The following is a 16,209-nucleotide window of genomic DNA, read 5'->3' as shown; positions in this document are numbered from 1 at the left end:
GAAGCGAACCTGGACCGCCCCTTGCTGGGCGGGGGCGGCGATCTCAGTCCTGCGCGCCGCGTCCTGGGTGGGAAGCGAAGGCGGACAACGAACTTTCGGTTGCGGCTGTGTAGGAGATCGCACGGATCGTGCAGGCGTTGATCGTCACGCCCCGGATCCGGCAGCTCGCGGTGAGCTTCGGCCACTTCCGCACCACGACTACCGGGTCGGGATCGGAGGGCGAGCATGGGTAGCCCGTGTTCGCCGGCCATGCGGTCGACCCAATGGAAGAATTCCAGTGCCGATCCAGCGAACATGCGTCGTACCCGGTCCTGCAAGGCGCGCACGTCGTGGCCGGGCAGGAAGTCGCACTACGACGTGTAAATCGTCTGCAGCACAAACTCTTACGGCTGAGCCCCGGCCGATTCGGCTGGGGCTCAGCCGGTTTCCGCACGCTGCGGTTGCTCATCGCCCGTCCACCGACTCGACGCCGCGGCCCGGAAGTCCGCCGTCACGAGACAATCGGGCTGCCGTCCGAGTCCGGATGCCCGGCGAAACAGCCCGCCCACGAAACGGCCGCGGCATCCATCGGTGCCGCGGCCTGGAGTGTCGGGTCAGAAGTGCGGGTGGCAGCCGAGCGAGGCGCTGTAGACGGCCGGGCGGCCTCGGCTCGCGGCCAGGTTGGCGCGCTCCTCACGGGTGAGGAAGTGGCGCGCCAGGGAGCGGCGCGCGTAGTCGCGCAGGGCCGGGAACAGGGGACGGTGCTCGGCGCGGTGCGGGCGGGTGTGGAGCATGGCGTGAACTCCTCGATGATGCGCGGCGGTCCGGGAAACGTGTCACCGGAGGGCTCGCGGAGGTGGACTGATATCGGCGCGTGGTGCGATCGGGCGGGCCCGCCGCGTCGGCGTCAAGGTATCGAGGACAGTATTCCGGAGCGGGCGCGGCGATGAGACCGAGCGCTCCGCACTGATTGTTTAGACCTCATTCACCTTCCCTTCACCTTGCGAGAACTCCATTCTGCCATCAAATCGCGCAGGTCGTGCATCAATTTTTCGTGAAATCGGTGAGCGGCAAGGATTTCGGCCGTATCCAACTCGTAACCTGCACGCGGACGCTCACAGTGGCACACACGGGCGCCGCCGGCGAATCGGCGTCCGGTTCACCAACCGGGCCCGCCGGCGACGTGCACCGGCGGGCCCGCGTGTGGTTCCCGGCGATCGGATAGATCCCGACAGCCGGGCGAAATACCCAGGCGCCCGGCCGTTTACCGTGGTTGGCCTTCTTCCTGCGACGGGCGCGTTTCTTGTCGGCACGCTTGGACATCGCAAACCCCTATCTGTCTCAGTGAATTTCGGTCAGCTGGGCGGTGAGCCGGGCCAGGCGTGCACGCATGCTCAGGTTGTCCACGAGCGCAGCGGGTTTCGCCGGTTCCATCCGGACGTAGTAGCCGCCGTCCCGCACGGGCAGCTCCCGGACACAGAGCCGGGCGATCTCGGCGGCCACCTCGGCGGCCGGGCGGCCGACCCGGCCGTAGATCTTCAGCATTCCGGACTTCACGTTGCCCGGGTCGACGCTGATCGCGGTCAGCGCGCCGCGATGCGCCTCGGCGTAGGTGCGGGTGAACATCGCCAGTGCCAGCTTGGACTGCGCATAGACCGGCAGCTGGAGGTAGAGGCCCTGCTTACGGTCCAGATCGCGCCAGCCGATGGTGCCGCCGCGGTGCCGGTCGGAGGAAATGTTCACCACCCGGCCCGAGGCCGCGCTCAGCGCGGACGTCAGCGCGGTGGTCAGCACATACGGCGCGAGGTAGTTGACCTGCAGGGTTATCTCGTTGTCGTCGACCGTGCGCGTGCGGGCCTCGGGCGCCGCGATGGCAGCATTGTTGACCAGGACGTCCAGCGCGGGCACCGTGCGGGCGAGTTCCCCGGCCAGCTCCATGATCTCGGACATCCGCGTGAAGTCGGCGACCACCAGCCGCAGGCGGGACGCGTCGGCGCCGCTGTCGACCAGCTCACGCACGGCGCGCTCACCGGCGGAGGTGTCGGGCGCATGCATGATGACGGTGGCACCGTCGGCGAGCAAACGGCGGGTCAGGGCCAGACCCAGGCCGCCGGTAGCGCCGGTGATCAGCGCGATGCGTCCGGCCAGGAAGGCCTGTCCCGCGGGCTCCCGCTGGGAGGTCACGGGGTTCGCGGGCTGGGTGTGTGCGGGTTTCGGCTTGGCAGGCTTCGGAATTGCGGGCTTGGGAAATGTCGTCGCGGACATGAGGGAACCCTCTTCTCGGGTACGGCGCACGACGAGCCGCCGGTGCCGACGGCACGGCGGAGCGTCCTGCGAATCGGTTTGGTGAGGCGATATCGAGCCGAATCCGGATGTCCCGGCGGTGAATTCGTCACATAGTGAGCGAACGATCGACGCAGCCGGGCCCGCTCATGCAGAAGCGCAGCCGAGACGCGGGTACGAGCAGGTCAACGCCGATACAGGCGGAGCGCAGCCCTTCGGGGTTCTCGCGCCATGAATTCAGGCCGATGGAACGGACGTCAGCCGCACGATGGCGGCTCGTCCTCGCCACCGAAGCCGAAGCGCTCCACCATGGTCGGCGCGGGCTCGCGGCGGCACGGCGACAACCCGAGGATCCCGGGCGTACCCGGGATCCGGTGCGGGGCACGAGTGTTCGTGCGCATGTCGGCCATGCCACCATCAGACCCGCCGACGATATCGCCGGGCAAGTCCCCCGGCGCGTATTGACGAAAAATTTCCGGATCGCCCCCTCGACCGGACCGGCCCGTACCCGCTAGGACAGGGGCTGCAGGTCCAGGTCGGCGAGCAAATCCGGGTCGGCGAGCATGTCGATGGCGGTGATGCGCCCGTCGGTGACGGTGAAGTCGAACACCATCCTCGGCGCGCCGCCCGCCGACCACACCGCCCCGGCATTGCCGTCGATGAGCGTGAGCAGGGCGGCCTTGGCGCGGCCGCAGAAGGTCTCGGCCACGTCGCCGGCGCCGCGCACCTCGGCGGTGGCGCCCATCAGCGCCGCCGCGCCGTCCGCGCGTAGCACGACGTCCGGATCCAGCAGCGCCAGCAGCTCGGCGAATTCGCCTGCGCGAGAGGCGTTCAGGAATGCCTCCACGACCTGCCGCTGCCGGTCGCGATCCACCTCGACCTCCTCCACACCGCGCACGCGCCGGCGCGCCCGGCTCGCAAGCTGGCGGGTGGCGGCCGTGGACTTGCCCAGGATCGGGGCGATCTCGTCGAACGGCATGCCGAACAGGTCGTGGAGCACGAAGGCCAGCCGCTCCGGCGGCGAGAGCGTATCGAGCACCACCAGCAGCGCCGCTCCGATCGAATCACCCAGCAGCACATCATTTTCGGGCCCGGCGACCGCGGGCGGCTCGTGATCGATCAGCGGATCCTCGCGCCGGGTCTTGCGGGAGGACAGCATGTTCAGGCAGATCCGGCCGGTGACGGTGGTCAGCCAGCCGGCCAGATTCTCCACCTCGGTGGCGTCGGTGCGGCTCAGGCGCAGCCACGCCTCCTGCACCGCATCCTCGGCCTCGGCTGTGGAACCGAGGATGCGGAAGGCCAGCGCGCGCAGCCGGTCGCGCTGCTGCTCGAAGTGGCGTGCCAACAGGTCGGCATCGTTGGTCATGGTCGTCGGTCTCCTCCGCGTTCGGTTGATCTTCTCACCTCTGATGACCGCCGGCACGTCCCAGCTGTGACACGTCCGCGAACGAGTGCGAACTCGACCGATGTCGCCGATCCAGCTCCTGGACAAATAATCCGCCTCGGATGTCACATTCGGCGCTCCTCATCCGTCGTATAGGTACACGACACAGACGGCGCGGCGGGTACATCGCCCGGGCGGAGCAACGGAGCTCCATCCGCTACCGGTCCGATCCTCGACGAGGCGGACGGATCGGCCGCCGCGCATCCACGGCGGGATCCCCAGGGCCATCCTTGCCCTCATAGCGACATGATGAGAGACTTATGCAGCAATACTCTCATCATGTCGATGAGGTGGCCTCACGCAGCAGAGTGATCAAGGGAGATCCGCATGACCGCGTCCATGACCCCGACCGAGCGGCCCGACCGCGACCGCCCGGCCCGGACGCCCTTCACGCCCGAGAGCCGGATGTGGGACGAGGTCGGCCTGATCACCTTTCCGTTCACCGCCGGATCTGCCTTCCTGCTGCAGACGATGGAGCCCTCGATCGCCGCGGTGGTCGACGAGCATTCGACCTTCCGCACCGACCCGATGGGCCGTGCCATGCGCAGCATCGCCTCGGTCATGATGTGGATCTACGGCGGCGACGAGGCCCTGGCCGAGGCCGATCGGCTGCGCACGATGCACGCCTCCCTCAATTCCGTTGATGTGCAGGGTGTTCGGCACACCGCGCTGTCGTCCGGGCCGTGGGCCTGGGTACTGCACACCGCGGTCTACGCGTATACCGAGGGCAACCGGCCCTTCACCCGCACACCGCTGACCGAGGCGGACAAGCAGGAGTACTACCGCGAGGTCGTCCAGCTGATGCGCAATTTCTCGGTGGCGCCCAAGGAAATTCCCGAAACCTACGCCGAGTGGCTCGACTACTTCCACGACAAGGTCGAAAACCATTTGGTGGCAACCACTGTCGCCGACGACTTCCTGCGGGTGAGCCGCGGCGTGGGCGCGCCGTCCTTCCTGCCGCGCCCGCTGCGCCCGGCCTGGCGGATCGCCACCGCACCGGTGAGCCGCATGCAGTACTTCTTCACCGTCGGCACCACACCCCCGTCCGCCCGCGAGAAACTCGGCCTGACCTGGACCGCCACTGACGAGGCCGCCCTGCGCGCCCTCGGCTGGATCATCGGCCGCACTGTCCCCCGCCTCCCCGAACGCCTCCGCTACTTCCCCATCGCCTACGAGGCCCGCCGCCTCGAACGCGACCGCGCCCGCCTGCGCCGCATGATCGACCTGCGACCGGTATAGCTGCCGTTGATCTCAGTTCCAGAAGCCCTCGTGCACCGTGCGAGCCTCGGGCAGCTCGACCGGGCCGACAACCGGCAGTTCCCGCTGCCCGGCGGCGAAGACGGTCCGGCACGGCAGCGCCATCGTCGGGTTCTCCGGGCTGGCGCCCGTCAGGGCGAGCAGTTCGTCCTCGCCCAGGGCATAGACCACGCGGCCGATGCCGCCCCAGTAGATCGCCCCCGAGCACATGGCGCACGGTTCGGTGCTGGTGTACAGGCTGCAGGTGCGCAGGAAACCGGGCTCGTATCGCGCGGTTGCCATCCTGACCAGGTTCGTTTCGGCGTGGCCGGTGGCGTCTCGCCCGGTGGTGACCGTGTTCTCGGCCTCCAGCAGCACGGCGCCGTCCGGCCCGGCCAGCAGCGCGCCGAACGGATGGTTGCCGTTGGTCCGGGCGCGGCGCGCGATCGCGACCGCGGTGTGCAGGTGGTCGATGTCCCGGCCGGTCGGTGCCGTGATCGGGGCGGTGCTCATGCGGAGATCTCCTTGGTGTGCGGGGTGGATGCCGCGCCGGGCCGGACGTTCCGGGTCAGCGCGGCGTGAACGAGCCCGGCGGTCACGAAAGCGACTGCCGCGGCGAGGGATCCGAGCCCGGGATGACGCTCGGCGATCGGGCCGATCGCGGCCGCCCCGAGCGCGCCGCCGAGCACGATCGCCGCCAGCGCCTGCCACCAGCCCAGCCCGAATGCCGTGGTGGCGAGCATGCCGGTCTCGACCGCCGCGGCCGCACGCACAGAATCCGACAATCGCCGGGTGAGAGAGTGCGCCATGAGGTAGCCCCTTCGATCGTTCGTAGGAGATCCGTGCTGCGCAGTGCACCCAGTAGACCAGCGCGGAAGCCCTTGACAACAGCGGCGAAACGACCAATTGCGAGGCCGGAGCACGCTGCACTGCCGGATCGGGCGCATCGAAGTGCTCACCGGCAGGGATCTGGGGACGGCCCGGGACCGCGTCGATCTCTATCTCGCCTGCACGATCGACGAGATTTGAGATGACTCCGCCGGAGGCCGGCAATCCCCGACACGGTGGGATCGAATCGGACAATCATCCGACCGGTGCGGCGGCCGCGAGAGACAATGACCGCGACAGGGCGCGGTGCTGGCGAAGGGAGCGGTGATGGTCCGGAGTGAGACGGGCGAGTTCGACGGGCAGGACGGGCGCGTGTTCTGGCGCGCCTGGGTGCCGGAGGAGACCGTGCGCGGGGTGATCGCGCTCTCGCACGGCGTCGCCGAACACTCCGGGCGCTACGAGCATGTCGGGCAACGCTTGGCCGGCAACGGTTTCGCGGTATATGCCCTCGACCACATCGGGCACGGGCAGTCGGCGGGCGGCAAGGCGAACATCGGCTCGATCGACGCCGCAGCCGACAATCTGGCGACGCTGCTCGACCTCGCCTCGGCGCGGCATCCGGACGTCCCGCGCTTCGTGCTCGGGCACAGCATGGGCAGCCTGATCACCCTGTATCTGGCCACCCGCGCCCCGCTGGACGTCGCCGGGGTCGCGATCTCCGCACCGCCCCTGGACATTCCCGCCGTCCCGGCCGCGCAACGCCTCTTCGCCCCGCTACTGAGCCGCTGGACCCCGAATCTGGGTGTGCTGCAACTGGACTCGTCGATGATCAGCCGGGATCCCGAGGTGATCCGCGCCTATGACTCCGACCCGCTGACCTACCGCGGCAAGCTCCCCGCGCGCACCGGCGCCGAGATCCTGCGGGCCACCGAGATCGTCCGGGCGCGCCTGGATCGCCTCACCGTGCCGACGCTGGTCCTGCACGGCACCGCGGACGCCCTGGCCGCCCCGTCCAGCGCGGACACCGTCGAGGAGCGCGCGGGCGCGAAAGATCTGACCGTCATCCGCTATCCCGGCCTCTACCATGAGGTCTTCAACGAGCCCGAGCAGGACAGGGTGCTCACCGACCTCACGGACTGGCTCGACAAACACCTGACCGCGAGCTGACGAACCGACCTCGGCGGGAACCCGGCCGAGACCGGAGTCCCGCCCAGCGGCAGGCGCGACCGGGCCCGTCCCCTCGTCTCGGTAGGATCCGGGAATGAGTACTCCCACCGAGGGCAGGATCGCCTTCATTCGCGCCAGCTGGCACCGGCCCATCGTGACGCAGGCGTACGAGGGTTTCCTGGCCGAGTACCGCGACCTCGGCAACGATCCCACGGCCGTCGAGGTGTTCGACGTGCCCGGCGCCTTCGAGATCCCGCTGCACGCACAGCGCCTGGCCCGCAGCGGCCGCTACGACGCGATCGTCGCCTCGGCGCTGGTCGTCGACGGCGGCATCTACCGGCACGACTTCGTCGCCACGGCGGTGATCGACGGCCTGATGCGAGTGCAGCTCGACACCGACGTCCCCGTGTTCTCGGTCGTGCTGACCCCCCACAACTTCCACGAGCACAGCGAACACGTCGAGTACTTCACCCGGCATTTCGTGACCAAGGGCGCCGAGGCGGCCCGCGCCCTGGCGACCACGCTCAGCTCGCTGCGCGCGCTGCCGGTGCACTGAAAGCTATCGCTTGTCCACCAGCACGTTGATGGTGGCCTGATCGTTCGCGGTCCGGGGCTGTGAGTCGAGTGCGCCGCACTCGGCGGGAAGCGGGAACGGCCGCCGCAATGCCCGGTTTCCCGCGAGGGGTGCGGGCTCAGTCCTCGAGGGCGCGGTAGGTCAGGTCGAGGAACTCGTCGCCCAGCGGGATGAGCCACTCGCCGGCCACGATGACGCCGTTGGTCTGGACGAACAGCAGCGCGACGAGATCGTTGACCGGATCCGCGATCCAGCTGGTACCCAGGCCGCCCGGCCAGGACACGGTGCCGACGGCCGGGCCACCACCCGGTTGACGGGTACGAACCTGGACCCCGTACCCGAAACCCTGCTCGTCCCACATGGTTTGACCGAGCGGCGGGTTGAAGGGCGGGGCGGCGTGCTGTTCGAGGGTGAGGTAATCGCTCGACATGGCCTCGACGGTGCCGCGCGACAGGATGCGCGCGCCGTCGAATTCCCCGTGCCCCAGCAGCATTCGCGCGAACCGGGCGTAGTCCTCGACGGTCGATACCAGGCCCGCCCCACCCGAGGCGAACAACGGCTCCGCGGCCCAGGCCGTGGAATCCGGATGGTCCAGCACCGATCCGTCGCGGGCGTACAGGACCGCGAGCCGCTCGCGTTTCTCCTGCGGCACAACGAATCCGGTGTCCATCATGCCGAGCGGCGCGAAAATACGCTCGGCCAGCACCGTTTCGAGCGGCTGTCCGGTGATCCGGGCGATCAGCACGCCCAGAACGTCCGAGGCCGTGTGATAGCGCCACAGGGCGCCGGGCTGGGCGAGCAGCGGGAACTCCCCGACCCGGCGCATCCAGGCATCGGGCGCCAGCCGCTCGGCGTCGGGGATGCCCAGGGCCGAGGCGACCGGGTCGGCGGTCAGCGACATCAGTTGCGGACCGAGGCCGGAGCGCCCCCAACCCAGCCCGAACCGGTAGGTGAGCAGGTCCTCCAGGGTGATCGGCCGGTCGGCGGGCACGACATCCTCGGGCGAGCCGAACGGATCACGCATGACCATGCGGTTCGCGAGTTCGGGCAGCCAGGGATCGACAGGATCCGACAGCCCGATCAGGCCCTGCTCGACCAGCTGCAGCATGGCCACCGCGACAATCGGTTTCGTCATCGACGCGAGCCGGAAGACGGTGTCGCGTTCCATCGGCGCTCCCGCCTCGCGATCGCGCCATCCCGCGGTGTCCACCTGGACGAGCTCACCGTGCCGATAGATCGCGCCGACCAGCCCGGTGATCTCTCCGCGCTCGGTGTACCCCGCGAGGGCCTCGCTCAGCCGCTTCAGCCCGTCCGCCGAAAACCCGTTCGCCACAACCCGTTCCCTTCGCTACACAACGCCCAGGACAACCGGCGCTCGGCTCAGATATTCCCGCGACCTGCGCTGGACCTCATTTCCGGCGCGGACGTAATGTCAACGCACCCACCCCCGCGAGCACCATGTACACCCCGACCACCCACAGCCCCGCACGCTCGGTGCCGGTAAAGTCCTCGAGCCAGCCGGTGATGTACGGCGCCGCGAAACCGCTGATATTGCCCAGCGAATTGATCAACGCGATTCCGCCTGCCGCGGCCGCGCCGGACAGGAAGGTGCTGGGCAGCGCCCAGAAGGTCGGCAGCGCGGCCAGAACGCCGACCGCGCAGATCGTCACCGCGGTCATCGCCGCGAACGGATTGCCCAGGTACAGCGCGATCGGTATGGCGACGCCGCCGATGACGGACGGCAGCGCGACATGCCATCGCCGCTCCCCCGTCCGGTCGCCGTGGCGGCCCCACCACACCATCGCGAAGGCGCCGATAACGTAGGGCACCGCGGTGATCAGCCCGCGCTGCACCACCGAATAGTGCGCGCCGTACTGCTGCTGGAATCCGGCGATGATGGTGGGCAGGAAGAACCCGAGCGCGTACAGCCCGTACGCGATGCCGCCGTAGATCGCGGCCAGGCCCAGGATCCGCGGATGGGTGAGCGCCTTGCGCAGCGTCCAGTGCTCGGCATGCTCGAGTTCGGCCTCCTCGCGCGCGAGTTCGATGGCCAGCCACTCCCGCTCGGCCGCGCTCAGCCACGTCGCCTGCTCGGGCCGATCGGTGAGGTAGAACCATGTCAGCACCGCGAGTATCAGCGCGGGAACGCCCTCGACCAGGAACATGAATCGCCATCCGGCCAGGCCGAAGACGCCGCCGCCGTACCGGATGACCAGACTCGACAGCGTCGACCCGAGCGCGGTCGAGATCGGCACCGCCACCATGAACATCGCCACGATCCGCGCCCGGTAGCGCTGCGGGAACCAGTAGGTCAGGTACAGCAGGATGCCGGGGAAGAATCCGGCCTCGGCCACGCCCAGCGCGAACCGCAGCACGATCAGCACGGTCGCGTTGGGCACGAACACCATCGCGGTCGCGATTACGCCCCAGCTGAGCATGATCCGCGCCATCCAGCGCCGCGCGCCGAAGCGGTGCAGGGCGAGATTGCTGGGCACCTCGAGCACCAGATAGCCGAGAAAGAAGATGCCCGAGGCGAACCCGAATATCGTCTCGGACAGTTCGAGATCGTGTTTCATGCCGCTGGGACCGGCGAACCCGATGTTCACCCGGTCCAGGTAGTTCACGAAGTACAGCAGCCCGAGAAAGGGCACCAGCCGCACGCCGACCTTGCGCAGCGTGGTCCGGGAGACATCAGTGGCTTCGAACACCTGCGTACTTTCATGTCCGGATTGCCGGGTGTCAAGCAGCGCAGGGCTATGGGTACACGGCGATTTCGATCAGGTTGCCGTCCAGGTCGCGGCAGTAGTGCGAGATCATCTCGCCGAGCGCGCCGATCTTGGTCACCGGGCCGTTCGTGATCCCGACCCCGGCGGCGGTGAGCTGGCCGTGCACCTCCTCGGGGGTGCAGGTCGCGACGAAGCACAGATCCTCGGATCCCGCCGACGCCACCGCCCCTGTCTCCCAGACGGCTTCGTCCGTGTCGACCGGTCGCAGGTTGATCTTCTGGTTGCCGAAGACCAACGCCGTGCGCCCGGCTGGACCGAAGGTCTCCACCCGCATGCCCAGCACCCGCTCGTACCAGGCCGCGGTGGCGGCCACGTCGCGACAGTTCAGCACGATGTGATCGAAACGTTCCACGCCGAAACCCATGCGCCGCAGCGTACTCCGCGGAGCTAAACCTGCTTGCGGTGCGGGACGAACTCGAGGGTCAGCAGCGCCGCGGCGGTGAAGACGATCTCGCGCCAGCGGATCAGCACGAAGCGCTGGTTTCCGAACGAGTTGAACTTGCGCAGGAATCGGTACAGCGACTCCAGCCGGATCATCGGGTCCAGGGCGCGGGCCAGCATGTACAGGGCCTGCTTCGATCGCGAGCGCTGCTTGTCGCTGTACAGCTCGGGGAAGGCCGCGAAGGCCAGCGAGATGCGCTCGACCCCGTGCTCGCGGCCGTAGTCGACCAGGTCCACGATCATGCGCTCGTCCAGGCCGTTCGGGGCGTCCTTGCGCCGCCACGGAACATCCAGGCTCAGCTCGGTGCCGTGCCCGGCGGCGCCGTAGCGCTGGAAGCCGACAACGCGCCCCTCGCCGTCGCGGGCGAAGACCACCAGCATGCCCGGGTTCCGGCCGTCGAGCAGGTGGTCCAGGATCATCGAGAAGCCGCGGCTCTGCCGGCCGCGATGCCACTGGTCGACGATCTCGTACAAGGTGTCGCGCAGCTCCGGGGTGAGCTCGCGCTCGGGCACGATCTCGGTCTTGACGCCGAAGTTATGGGTGCGGCTCACGGCCTGGCGCAGGTTGCGGAACTTGCGGCCGACCATGTCGAAGCCGCCCACCTCGACGACCACGTCGCGCCCGATCGGGATCGCGCGCAGGCCGTGGTGCTCGGCCGCGCGGGTGCGCCACAGCTCGGTGACCTCCGGACTCGCGCCCAGCACCGCGATGCGCCAGCCATGATCCATCGCGAAATCGGAGAACTCCGCGACAAGACCGCCGAAGGCGGCGCGATTACCGATCGGATCCCCTGCCACCACCGCGATCCCGAACCGGGTGCGGTAGCCGATGGCCGCGGTCGAGCCGGTGTTGAAGAAGTAGGTCTTGGACGAGTGCATCGCGAACGGCGCCAGCGGATCGCCGACCGTCTGATCGACCAGCGCCTGTACCCGGTACCGCTGCTCGGGCTGCGGGCGCGAGCCCACCGGCAGCATCGCGATGCAACCGGTGGCGGCCAGGAAGACGAAGCCGATCAGCGGATGCGCGCTGCGATACGCCATGTTCGACAGGCCCAGCACGATCACCGCGATCGTGACGTGCGGCAGCGTGATCGGCCGGCGCAGATGCAGCCCGCGCGCGATGAACAGGCCCGAGATCGAGGCGGCGACGAACCAGCCGCGGTCCACACCCTCACGCGAGGCCCGGTCGGCCGCGTACACCAGCACCACGCCGACCAGCAGCAGCACCACGATCAGCGGCAGCCGCACGGCCCGGGCCGGCTGCAGCGCCACCTGCCGGTAGGTGCGATAGCCGGAGACCGCAGAGTTCAGTTCCGCCACGTCACAACCCCCGCCGCGACGGGAACGGCCGGTGGTGGGCGTGCGGCACGTCCACGAACATCCTCGACATCTTGGTCCCTCCGATGGTCGCGTCCTCACGACACACTATGCGGAACGCAGGTTCCGGGTCGATGGACCCCGGGGAAAGACCGCGCGGTAATTCCGCGTCATCCGGCCGAATCCGGTGCCCCCTCGTCTCGGCATCCACTTCGCCGATCTGCCCAGACTCGGCGCCGCAGTGCATGCGCGTCTGTACTAACCGATATCGCGTGAAACATGTTCCCGCAACGGGTTTATGTGTTGCCCCACACTGCAATCTACTCGAGACATTGAAAAGGCAAACTCGTAGCAACCTTTACGCCAGCAGAGCCCAGCCCGCCGAGCCTCGAGGCGAAGCTCCTCCGAGTACCCAAACCCATCACAGCTATCTCTCAGGCAGCGCCTATTGATACCGAACAGAAACATGAGCGATCCCGCTCCTTCCGCACGCCGGATCCCACCGTCGTCCGGGGACTATCGTTCGGAGACGACACACCGAACTCATCAGGAGAGGCGGGGCATGCATCCCTTCCGAGCCGCCGTCGAGGCACGCGACGAGACCGCCGTCGAGGCACTGCTGGCCGACAACGTGGTCTTTACCAGCCCGGTCGCCTTCAAGCCCTACCCCGGAAAGGCGATCACCGCCGCCATTCTGCGCGCGGTGCTGCGGGTCTTCGAGGACTTCCACTACGTCCGCGAGATAGCCGACGCCGGCGGCCGCGACCACGCCCTCGTCTTCGAGGCGAAGGTGGACGGCAAGCAGATCACCGGCTGCGACTTCCTGCACTTCGACGAGAACGGCAAGATCGACGACTTCATGGTGATGGTTCGCCCCCTCTCCGGGGCTCAGGCGCTCGCGGCGCGCATGGGCGAACAGTTCGAGCGCATCCAGGCCGAGGCCACGGCCCAGCTCCAGCGCGAGGCGGCCGGGGCGTAACCGTCGACCGGGCACCCCCGGCCCTCAGGTCGACGAACTCACTCGCCCATCCGTTCCTGCGCGGCGGCGACGGTGTCCTGCTCGCGCGGCGGAAACTCCGTGCCGATCGTGTGCCACGGGCGCACCGCATTTCTCCCACGCGCGGCGATTCTCAATCCCCGCCGAACACGCGCTCCACCACCGTCTTCGCCCGTCGCGTCACGCGCATGTAGTGGTCGAGGAATTCGCTGCCGTCGTCGTTGGGCCAGCCGGCTACGCGGGCTACGGCGGATAGTAGGCGGCCCGGTCCGGGGAGTTGGTCGGCGGGTTTGCCGCGCACCAGGACCAAGGCGTTGCGGGCCTTGGTCGCGGTCAGCCAGGCGGTGCGGAGGAGATCTACGTCTTCGGGACCGAGGAGGTCGGCCTGCTCTATTGCCTCCAGGGACTGCAGGGTGGAGGTGTTGTGCAGGGACTGGACCTCGTGGGCGTAGCGCAGCTGCATCAGCTGGACCGTCCACTCGATGTCGGCGAGGCCGCCGCGGCCGAGCTTGGTGTGGGTGGCCGGGTTGGCGCCCCGGGGCAGGCGCTCGGAGTCGACCCGGGCCTTGATGCGGCGGATCTCGCGCACCGAGTCGGCCGAGACGCCGCCCGCGGGATAACGGACCTTGTCGATCAGGTGGAGGAATCGGACGCCGAGGTCCTCGGCGCCGGCGACCTGATGGGCGCGCAGCAGTGCCTGCACCTCCCAGGGCTGCGCCCACTGGCGGTAGTACGCGTCGTAGGCCGCGAGCGTTCGCACCAGGGCTCCGTTGCGACCCTCGGGGCGCAACCCCGCGTCGACCTGCAACGGCGGATCGGTACTCGGCGCACCCAGCAGACGCTGTACCTGTTCGGCGATGCCGATGGACCACTTCACCGCGACCGTCTCGTCCTCACCAGCCCGCGGATCGCAGACGAACAGCACGTCCGCATCCGACCCATACCCGAGCTCCAGACCGCCGAGCCGGCCCATCCCGATCACCGCGATATCCGCGGGCGCGCGCCGGCCCAGCTCCGCCTCGCTGGCCCGGACCACCGCCTGCAGCGAGGCCTCGAGCACCGCCACCCACACCGAGGACAGCGCCGAGCACACCTGCGGCACCTCGAGCATGCCCAGCACGTCGGCCGAGGCGACCCGGGCCAGCTCGTGGCGGCGCAGCGACCGGGCCGTGGCGACCGCGCGGCGCGGATCGTCGTACCGCCGGGCGCCGGACATGATGCCCCCGCGCACATCGTCGGCCTTCGGGCTCAGCAGCAGCGGACCACCGGGGCCGTCGGCGAACATGCGGATCGTCTCGGGCGCATTGATCAGCAGATCCGGCAAATAGGCCGAGGAGCCCAGCACGATCATCAACCGCTGCGCGATCGCGCCCTCGTCGCGCAGCTCGCGCAGGAACCACGTCTGATCGTCCAGGCCCTCGGACACCCGGCGATAGGCCAGCAGTCCCTGATCGGGATTCGGTGTCTCGCCGAGCCATTCGAGCAACGTGGGCAGCAGCAGCGCCTGGATGCGGCCCTTGCGGCCCACCTCGCCGGTCAGCGCCTTGAGGTGACCCAGCGCGTTCTCCGGGGCCGCGTAGCCCAGGGCGGCGAGCTGACGCACGGCCGCGGCGGGGCTCAGCCGCAGCGCGTCGGCATCCAGGCGGGCCACCGAATCGAGCAGCGGGCGGTAGAACAGCTTGGCGTGCAGGCGGCGCACCCGCATCGCGTTGCGCTTGATCTCGCTCTGCAGCACGCCCACCGCGTCCTGCCGGCCGTCGGGGCGCATGTGCGCGGCCCGGGCGAGCCAGCGCATCCCCTCCTCGTCGTCGGCAGCGGGCAGGGTGTGGGTGCGCTTGAGCCGCTGCAGCTGCAGCCGGTGCTCGAGCAGGCGCAGGAACTCGTAGGAGGCGGTGAGATTGGCCGAATCGTCGCGACCCACGTAACCGCGGTCGGCCAGCGCCATGAGCGCCTCCACCGTGCCCTGCACGTGCAACGACTCGTCGGCCTTGCCGTGCACCAATTGCAGTAGCTGCACGGCGAATTCGACATCGCGCAGGCTGCCGTGCCCGAGCTTGAGCTCGCGCTCACGCAGATCGGCAGGCACGAGATCCTCCACACGCCGACGCATCGCCTGCACGTCGGCGACGAAATCGGGCCGCTCCGAGGCATTCCAGACCATCGGCATCAACGCCTGGCGGTACTCCTCTCCCAGTTCGAGATCGCCGGTGGCGGGCCGATTCTTCAACAGCGCCTGGAACTCCCAGGTGCGCGCCCACCGTTTGTAGTACGTCACATGGGATTCCAGCGTGCGCACCAGCGCACCGGCCTTGCCCTCGGGCCGCAACGCCGCGTCGACCTCGAAGAAGGCGCTCGAGGCCACCGACATCATCTCCGCGGCCAGCCGGGTGGCGGTGGTGTCGGCCGGTTCGGCGACGAACACCACGTCCACATCGGAGACGTAATTGAGTTCGCGCGCACCGCATTTGCCCATCGCCACCACCGCGAGGCGCACCGGAACGGGCTGGTCCCCGCAGATCCGCGCCACGGCGACAGCCAGCGCGGCGGTCAGCGCGGCATCGGCCATATCGGTCAGCTGCCAGCCGACCGTCTGGTATGGCAGCACCGGCTCGTTCTCCACGGTCGCGGCCAGATCGATCGCGGCCAGCAGCATCAGCTGATCGCGATACCGCTTGCGCAGCAGCGCGACCGCCTCGGGCCCGGAGATCCCGGCCCGGTACAGCATGGGCCCGGCATGCTCGCCGGTCTCGGGGGTGGCATGCACCGCGTCGAGCAGATCGGCGATCAGCTCCTCGCGCGTGGGCAGCGCCGGACGCCGTAGCAGCTGCCAACCGTCGGGATCGGCCACCAGATGATCGGCGAACGCGCTGGAGGAGCCGAGGAGCGCGAAGAGCCGGCCGCGCAGCGAAGTGTCGGTGCGCAGCGCCGAATCCAGTGCCGCCCACCGCGTTCCGAGCTGCTCACGCAGCCGGACCAGGGTCAGCAGCGCCAGATCCGCGTCGGGCGATCGGGACAGCGCCCACAGCAGGGGAACGCTGTCGATGTTGTCCCACGCCAACTCTCGCAATGACTCGGCTGCGGTCGGCTCGAGCAGTCCGAGCCGACCCACACCGGGCACCACGGGACGGGCGGTCGGTGGCCGTACCATGCTGCCAAA

Annotated in this window: 17 protein-coding genes; 5 read left to right on the top strand and 12 right to left on the bottom strand. The window is 69.0% G+C overall.

The genetic code is table 11. The annotated features are described in order from the left end of the window. Positions 1-593: 593 nt before the first annotated feature. The 5 genes from ABH933_RS02310 to ABH933_RS02290 all read right to left on the bottom strand — a co-directional run bounded on the left by ABH933_RS02310 (position 594) and on the right by ABH933_RS02290 (position 3,628). Entirely contained in the window at positions 594-773 is a 180-nt protein-coding gene (locus ABH933_RS02310; RefSeq protein ID WP_215923744.1) for a hypothetical protein, read from the bottom strand. 250 nt (positions 774-1,023) lie between these two features. Beyond that, the gene (locus tag ABH933_RS02305; RefSeq protein WP_429414591.1) at positions 1,024-1,302 is read right to left on the bottom strand and encodes a 50S ribosomal protein bL37; all 279 of its coding nucleotides are present in this window, start codon (positions 1,300-1,302) and stop codon (positions 1,024-1,026) included. Positions 1,303-1,320: 18 nt separating this feature from the next. Beyond that, positions 1,321-2,244 (bottom strand): SDR family NAD(P)-dependent oxidoreductase, encoded by a 924-nt coding sequence (locus tag ABH933_RS02300; RefSeq protein WP_429414588.1) that lies wholly within the window; start codon positions 2,242-2,244, stop codon positions 1,321-1,323. Positions 2,245-2,519: 275 nt separating this feature from the next. Continuing rightward, positions 2,520-2,672 carry a hypothetical protein gene (locus tag ABH933_RS02295; RefSeq protein ID WP_429454911.1) on the bottom strand — a complete coding sequence of 51 codons (153 nt, stop codon included), beginning with the start codon at positions 2,670-2,672 and terminating at the stop codon, positions 2,520-2,522. Between the two features lie 101 nt (positions 2,673-2,773). Then, positions 2,774-3,628: a sigma-70 family RNA polymerase sigma factor gene (locus ABH933_RS02290; protein WP_429414585.1), complete on the bottom strand. Its 855-nt coding sequence runs from the start codon at positions 3,626-3,628 to the stop codon at positions 2,774-2,776. A 405-nt stretch (positions 3,629-4,033) separates the two neighbouring features. Between ABH933_RS02290 and ABH933_RS02285 the strand changes: the two genes are divergently transcribed. Next, entirely contained in the window at positions 4,034-4,945 is a 912-nt protein-coding gene (locus tag ABH933_RS02285; RefSeq protein WP_429414582.1) for an oxygenase MpaB family protein, read from the top strand. Positions 4,946-4,957: 12 nt separating this feature from the next. On the opposite strand, the gene ABH933_RS02280 is transcribed toward ABH933_RS02285, so the two are convergent. After that, complete coding sequence (locus ABH933_RS02280; RefSeq protein WP_215923662.1) at positions 4,958-5,455, bottom strand: nucleoside deaminase; 498 nt, start codon at positions 5,453-5,455, stop codon at positions 4,958-4,960. Next, positions 5,452-5,751 carry a hypothetical protein gene (locus ABH933_RS02275; protein ID WP_429414579.1) on the bottom strand — a complete coding sequence of 100 codons (300 nt, stop codon included), beginning with the start codon at positions 5,749-5,751 and terminating at the stop codon, positions 5,452-5,454. Before ABH933_RS02275 ends, ABH933_RS02280 begins: the two co-directional genes overlap by 4 nt. A gap of 97 nt (positions 5,752-5,848) precedes the next feature. On the opposite strand from ABH933_RS02275, the gene ABH933_RS02270 reads away from it, so the two are divergent. The 3 genes from ABH933_RS02270 to ABH933_RS02260 all read left to right on the top strand — a co-directional run bounded on the left by ABH933_RS02270 (position 5,849) and on the right by ABH933_RS02260 (position 7,493). Beyond that, positions 5,849-5,971: a helix-turn-helix domain-containing protein gene (locus ABH933_RS02270; RefSeq protein ID WP_429414576.1), complete on the top strand. Its 123-nt coding sequence runs from the start codon at positions 5,849-5,851 to the stop codon at positions 5,969-5,971. 126 nt (positions 5,972-6,097) lie between these two features. Continuing rightward, a complete protein-coding gene (locus ABH933_RS02265) occupies positions 6,098-6,937 on the top strand; it encodes a lysophospholipase (RefSeq protein ID WP_429414574.1) in 840 nt (279 codons plus the stop codon). 94 nt (positions 6,938-7,031) lie between these two features. After that, positions 7,032-7,493 (top strand): 6,7-dimethyl-8-ribityllumazine synthase, encoded by a 462-nt coding sequence (locus tag ABH933_RS02260; RefSeq protein ID WP_429414571.1) that lies wholly within the window; start codon positions 7,032-7,034, stop codon positions 7,491-7,493. Positions 7,494-7,629: 136 nt separating this feature from the next. Here ABH933_RS02260 and ABH933_RS02255 read toward each other — a convergent pair whose 3' ends face one another. The 4 genes from ABH933_RS02255 to ABH933_RS02240 all read right to left on the bottom strand — a co-directional run bounded on the left by ABH933_RS02255 (position 7,630) and on the right by ABH933_RS02240 (position 12,058). Further along, positions 7,630-8,844, bottom strand: a complete 1,215-nt coding sequence (locus ABH933_RS02255) for a serine hydrolase domain-containing protein (RefSeq protein ID WP_429414568.1) — start codon at positions 8,842-8,844, stop codon at positions 7,630-7,632. Between the two features lie 76 nt (positions 8,845-8,920). After that, the gene (locus ABH933_RS02250; RefSeq protein WP_429414565.1) at positions 8,921-10,219 is read right to left on the bottom strand and encodes an MFS transporter; all 1,299 of its coding nucleotides are present in this window, start codon (positions 10,217-10,219) and stop codon (positions 8,921-8,923) included. Between the two features lie 46 nt (positions 10,220-10,265). Continuing rightward, positions 10,266-10,661 carry a VOC family protein gene (locus ABH933_RS02245; protein ID WP_429414562.1) on the bottom strand — a complete coding sequence of 132 codons (396 nt, stop codon included), beginning with the start codon at positions 10,659-10,661 and terminating at the stop codon, positions 10,266-10,268. Positions 10,662-10,684: 23 nt separating this feature from the next. Beyond that, positions 10,685-12,058: a bifunctional lysylphosphatidylglycerol flippase/synthetase MprF gene (locus tag ABH933_RS02240; protein WP_429414560.1), complete on the bottom strand. Its 1,374-nt coding sequence runs from the start codon at positions 12,056-12,058 to the stop codon at positions 10,685-10,687. 559 nt (positions 12,059-12,617) lie between these two features. Between ABH933_RS02240 and ABH933_RS02235 the strand changes: the two genes are divergently transcribed. Beyond that, a complete protein-coding gene (locus ABH933_RS02235; RefSeq protein WP_429414557.1) occupies positions 12,618-13,034 on the top strand; it encodes a nuclear transport factor 2 family protein in 417 nt (138 codons plus the stop codon). A gap of 151 nt (positions 13,035-13,185) precedes the next feature. Here ABH933_RS02235 and ABH933_RS02230 read toward each other — a convergent pair whose 3' ends face one another. Further along, positions 13,186-16,200, bottom strand: coding sequence for a bifunctional [glutamine synthetase] adenylyltransferase/[glutamine synthetase]-adenylyl-L-tyrosine phosphorylase (locus ABH933_RS02230; RefSeq protein ID WP_429414554.1), 3,015 nt, complete (start codon positions 16,198-16,200; stop codon positions 13,186-13,188). Positions 16,201-16,209: the final 9 nt, after the last annotated feature.

It is taken from the genome of Nocardia sp. GP40 (assembly GCF_050434125.1).
Classification (GTDB): domain Bacteria; phylum Actinomycetota; class Actinomycetes; order Mycobacteriales; family Mycobacteriaceae; genus Nocardia; species Nocardia albiluteola.
Note: the sequence above shows the minus strand (reverse complement) of the source record. Positions and strands in the feature narration are given on the sequence as shown.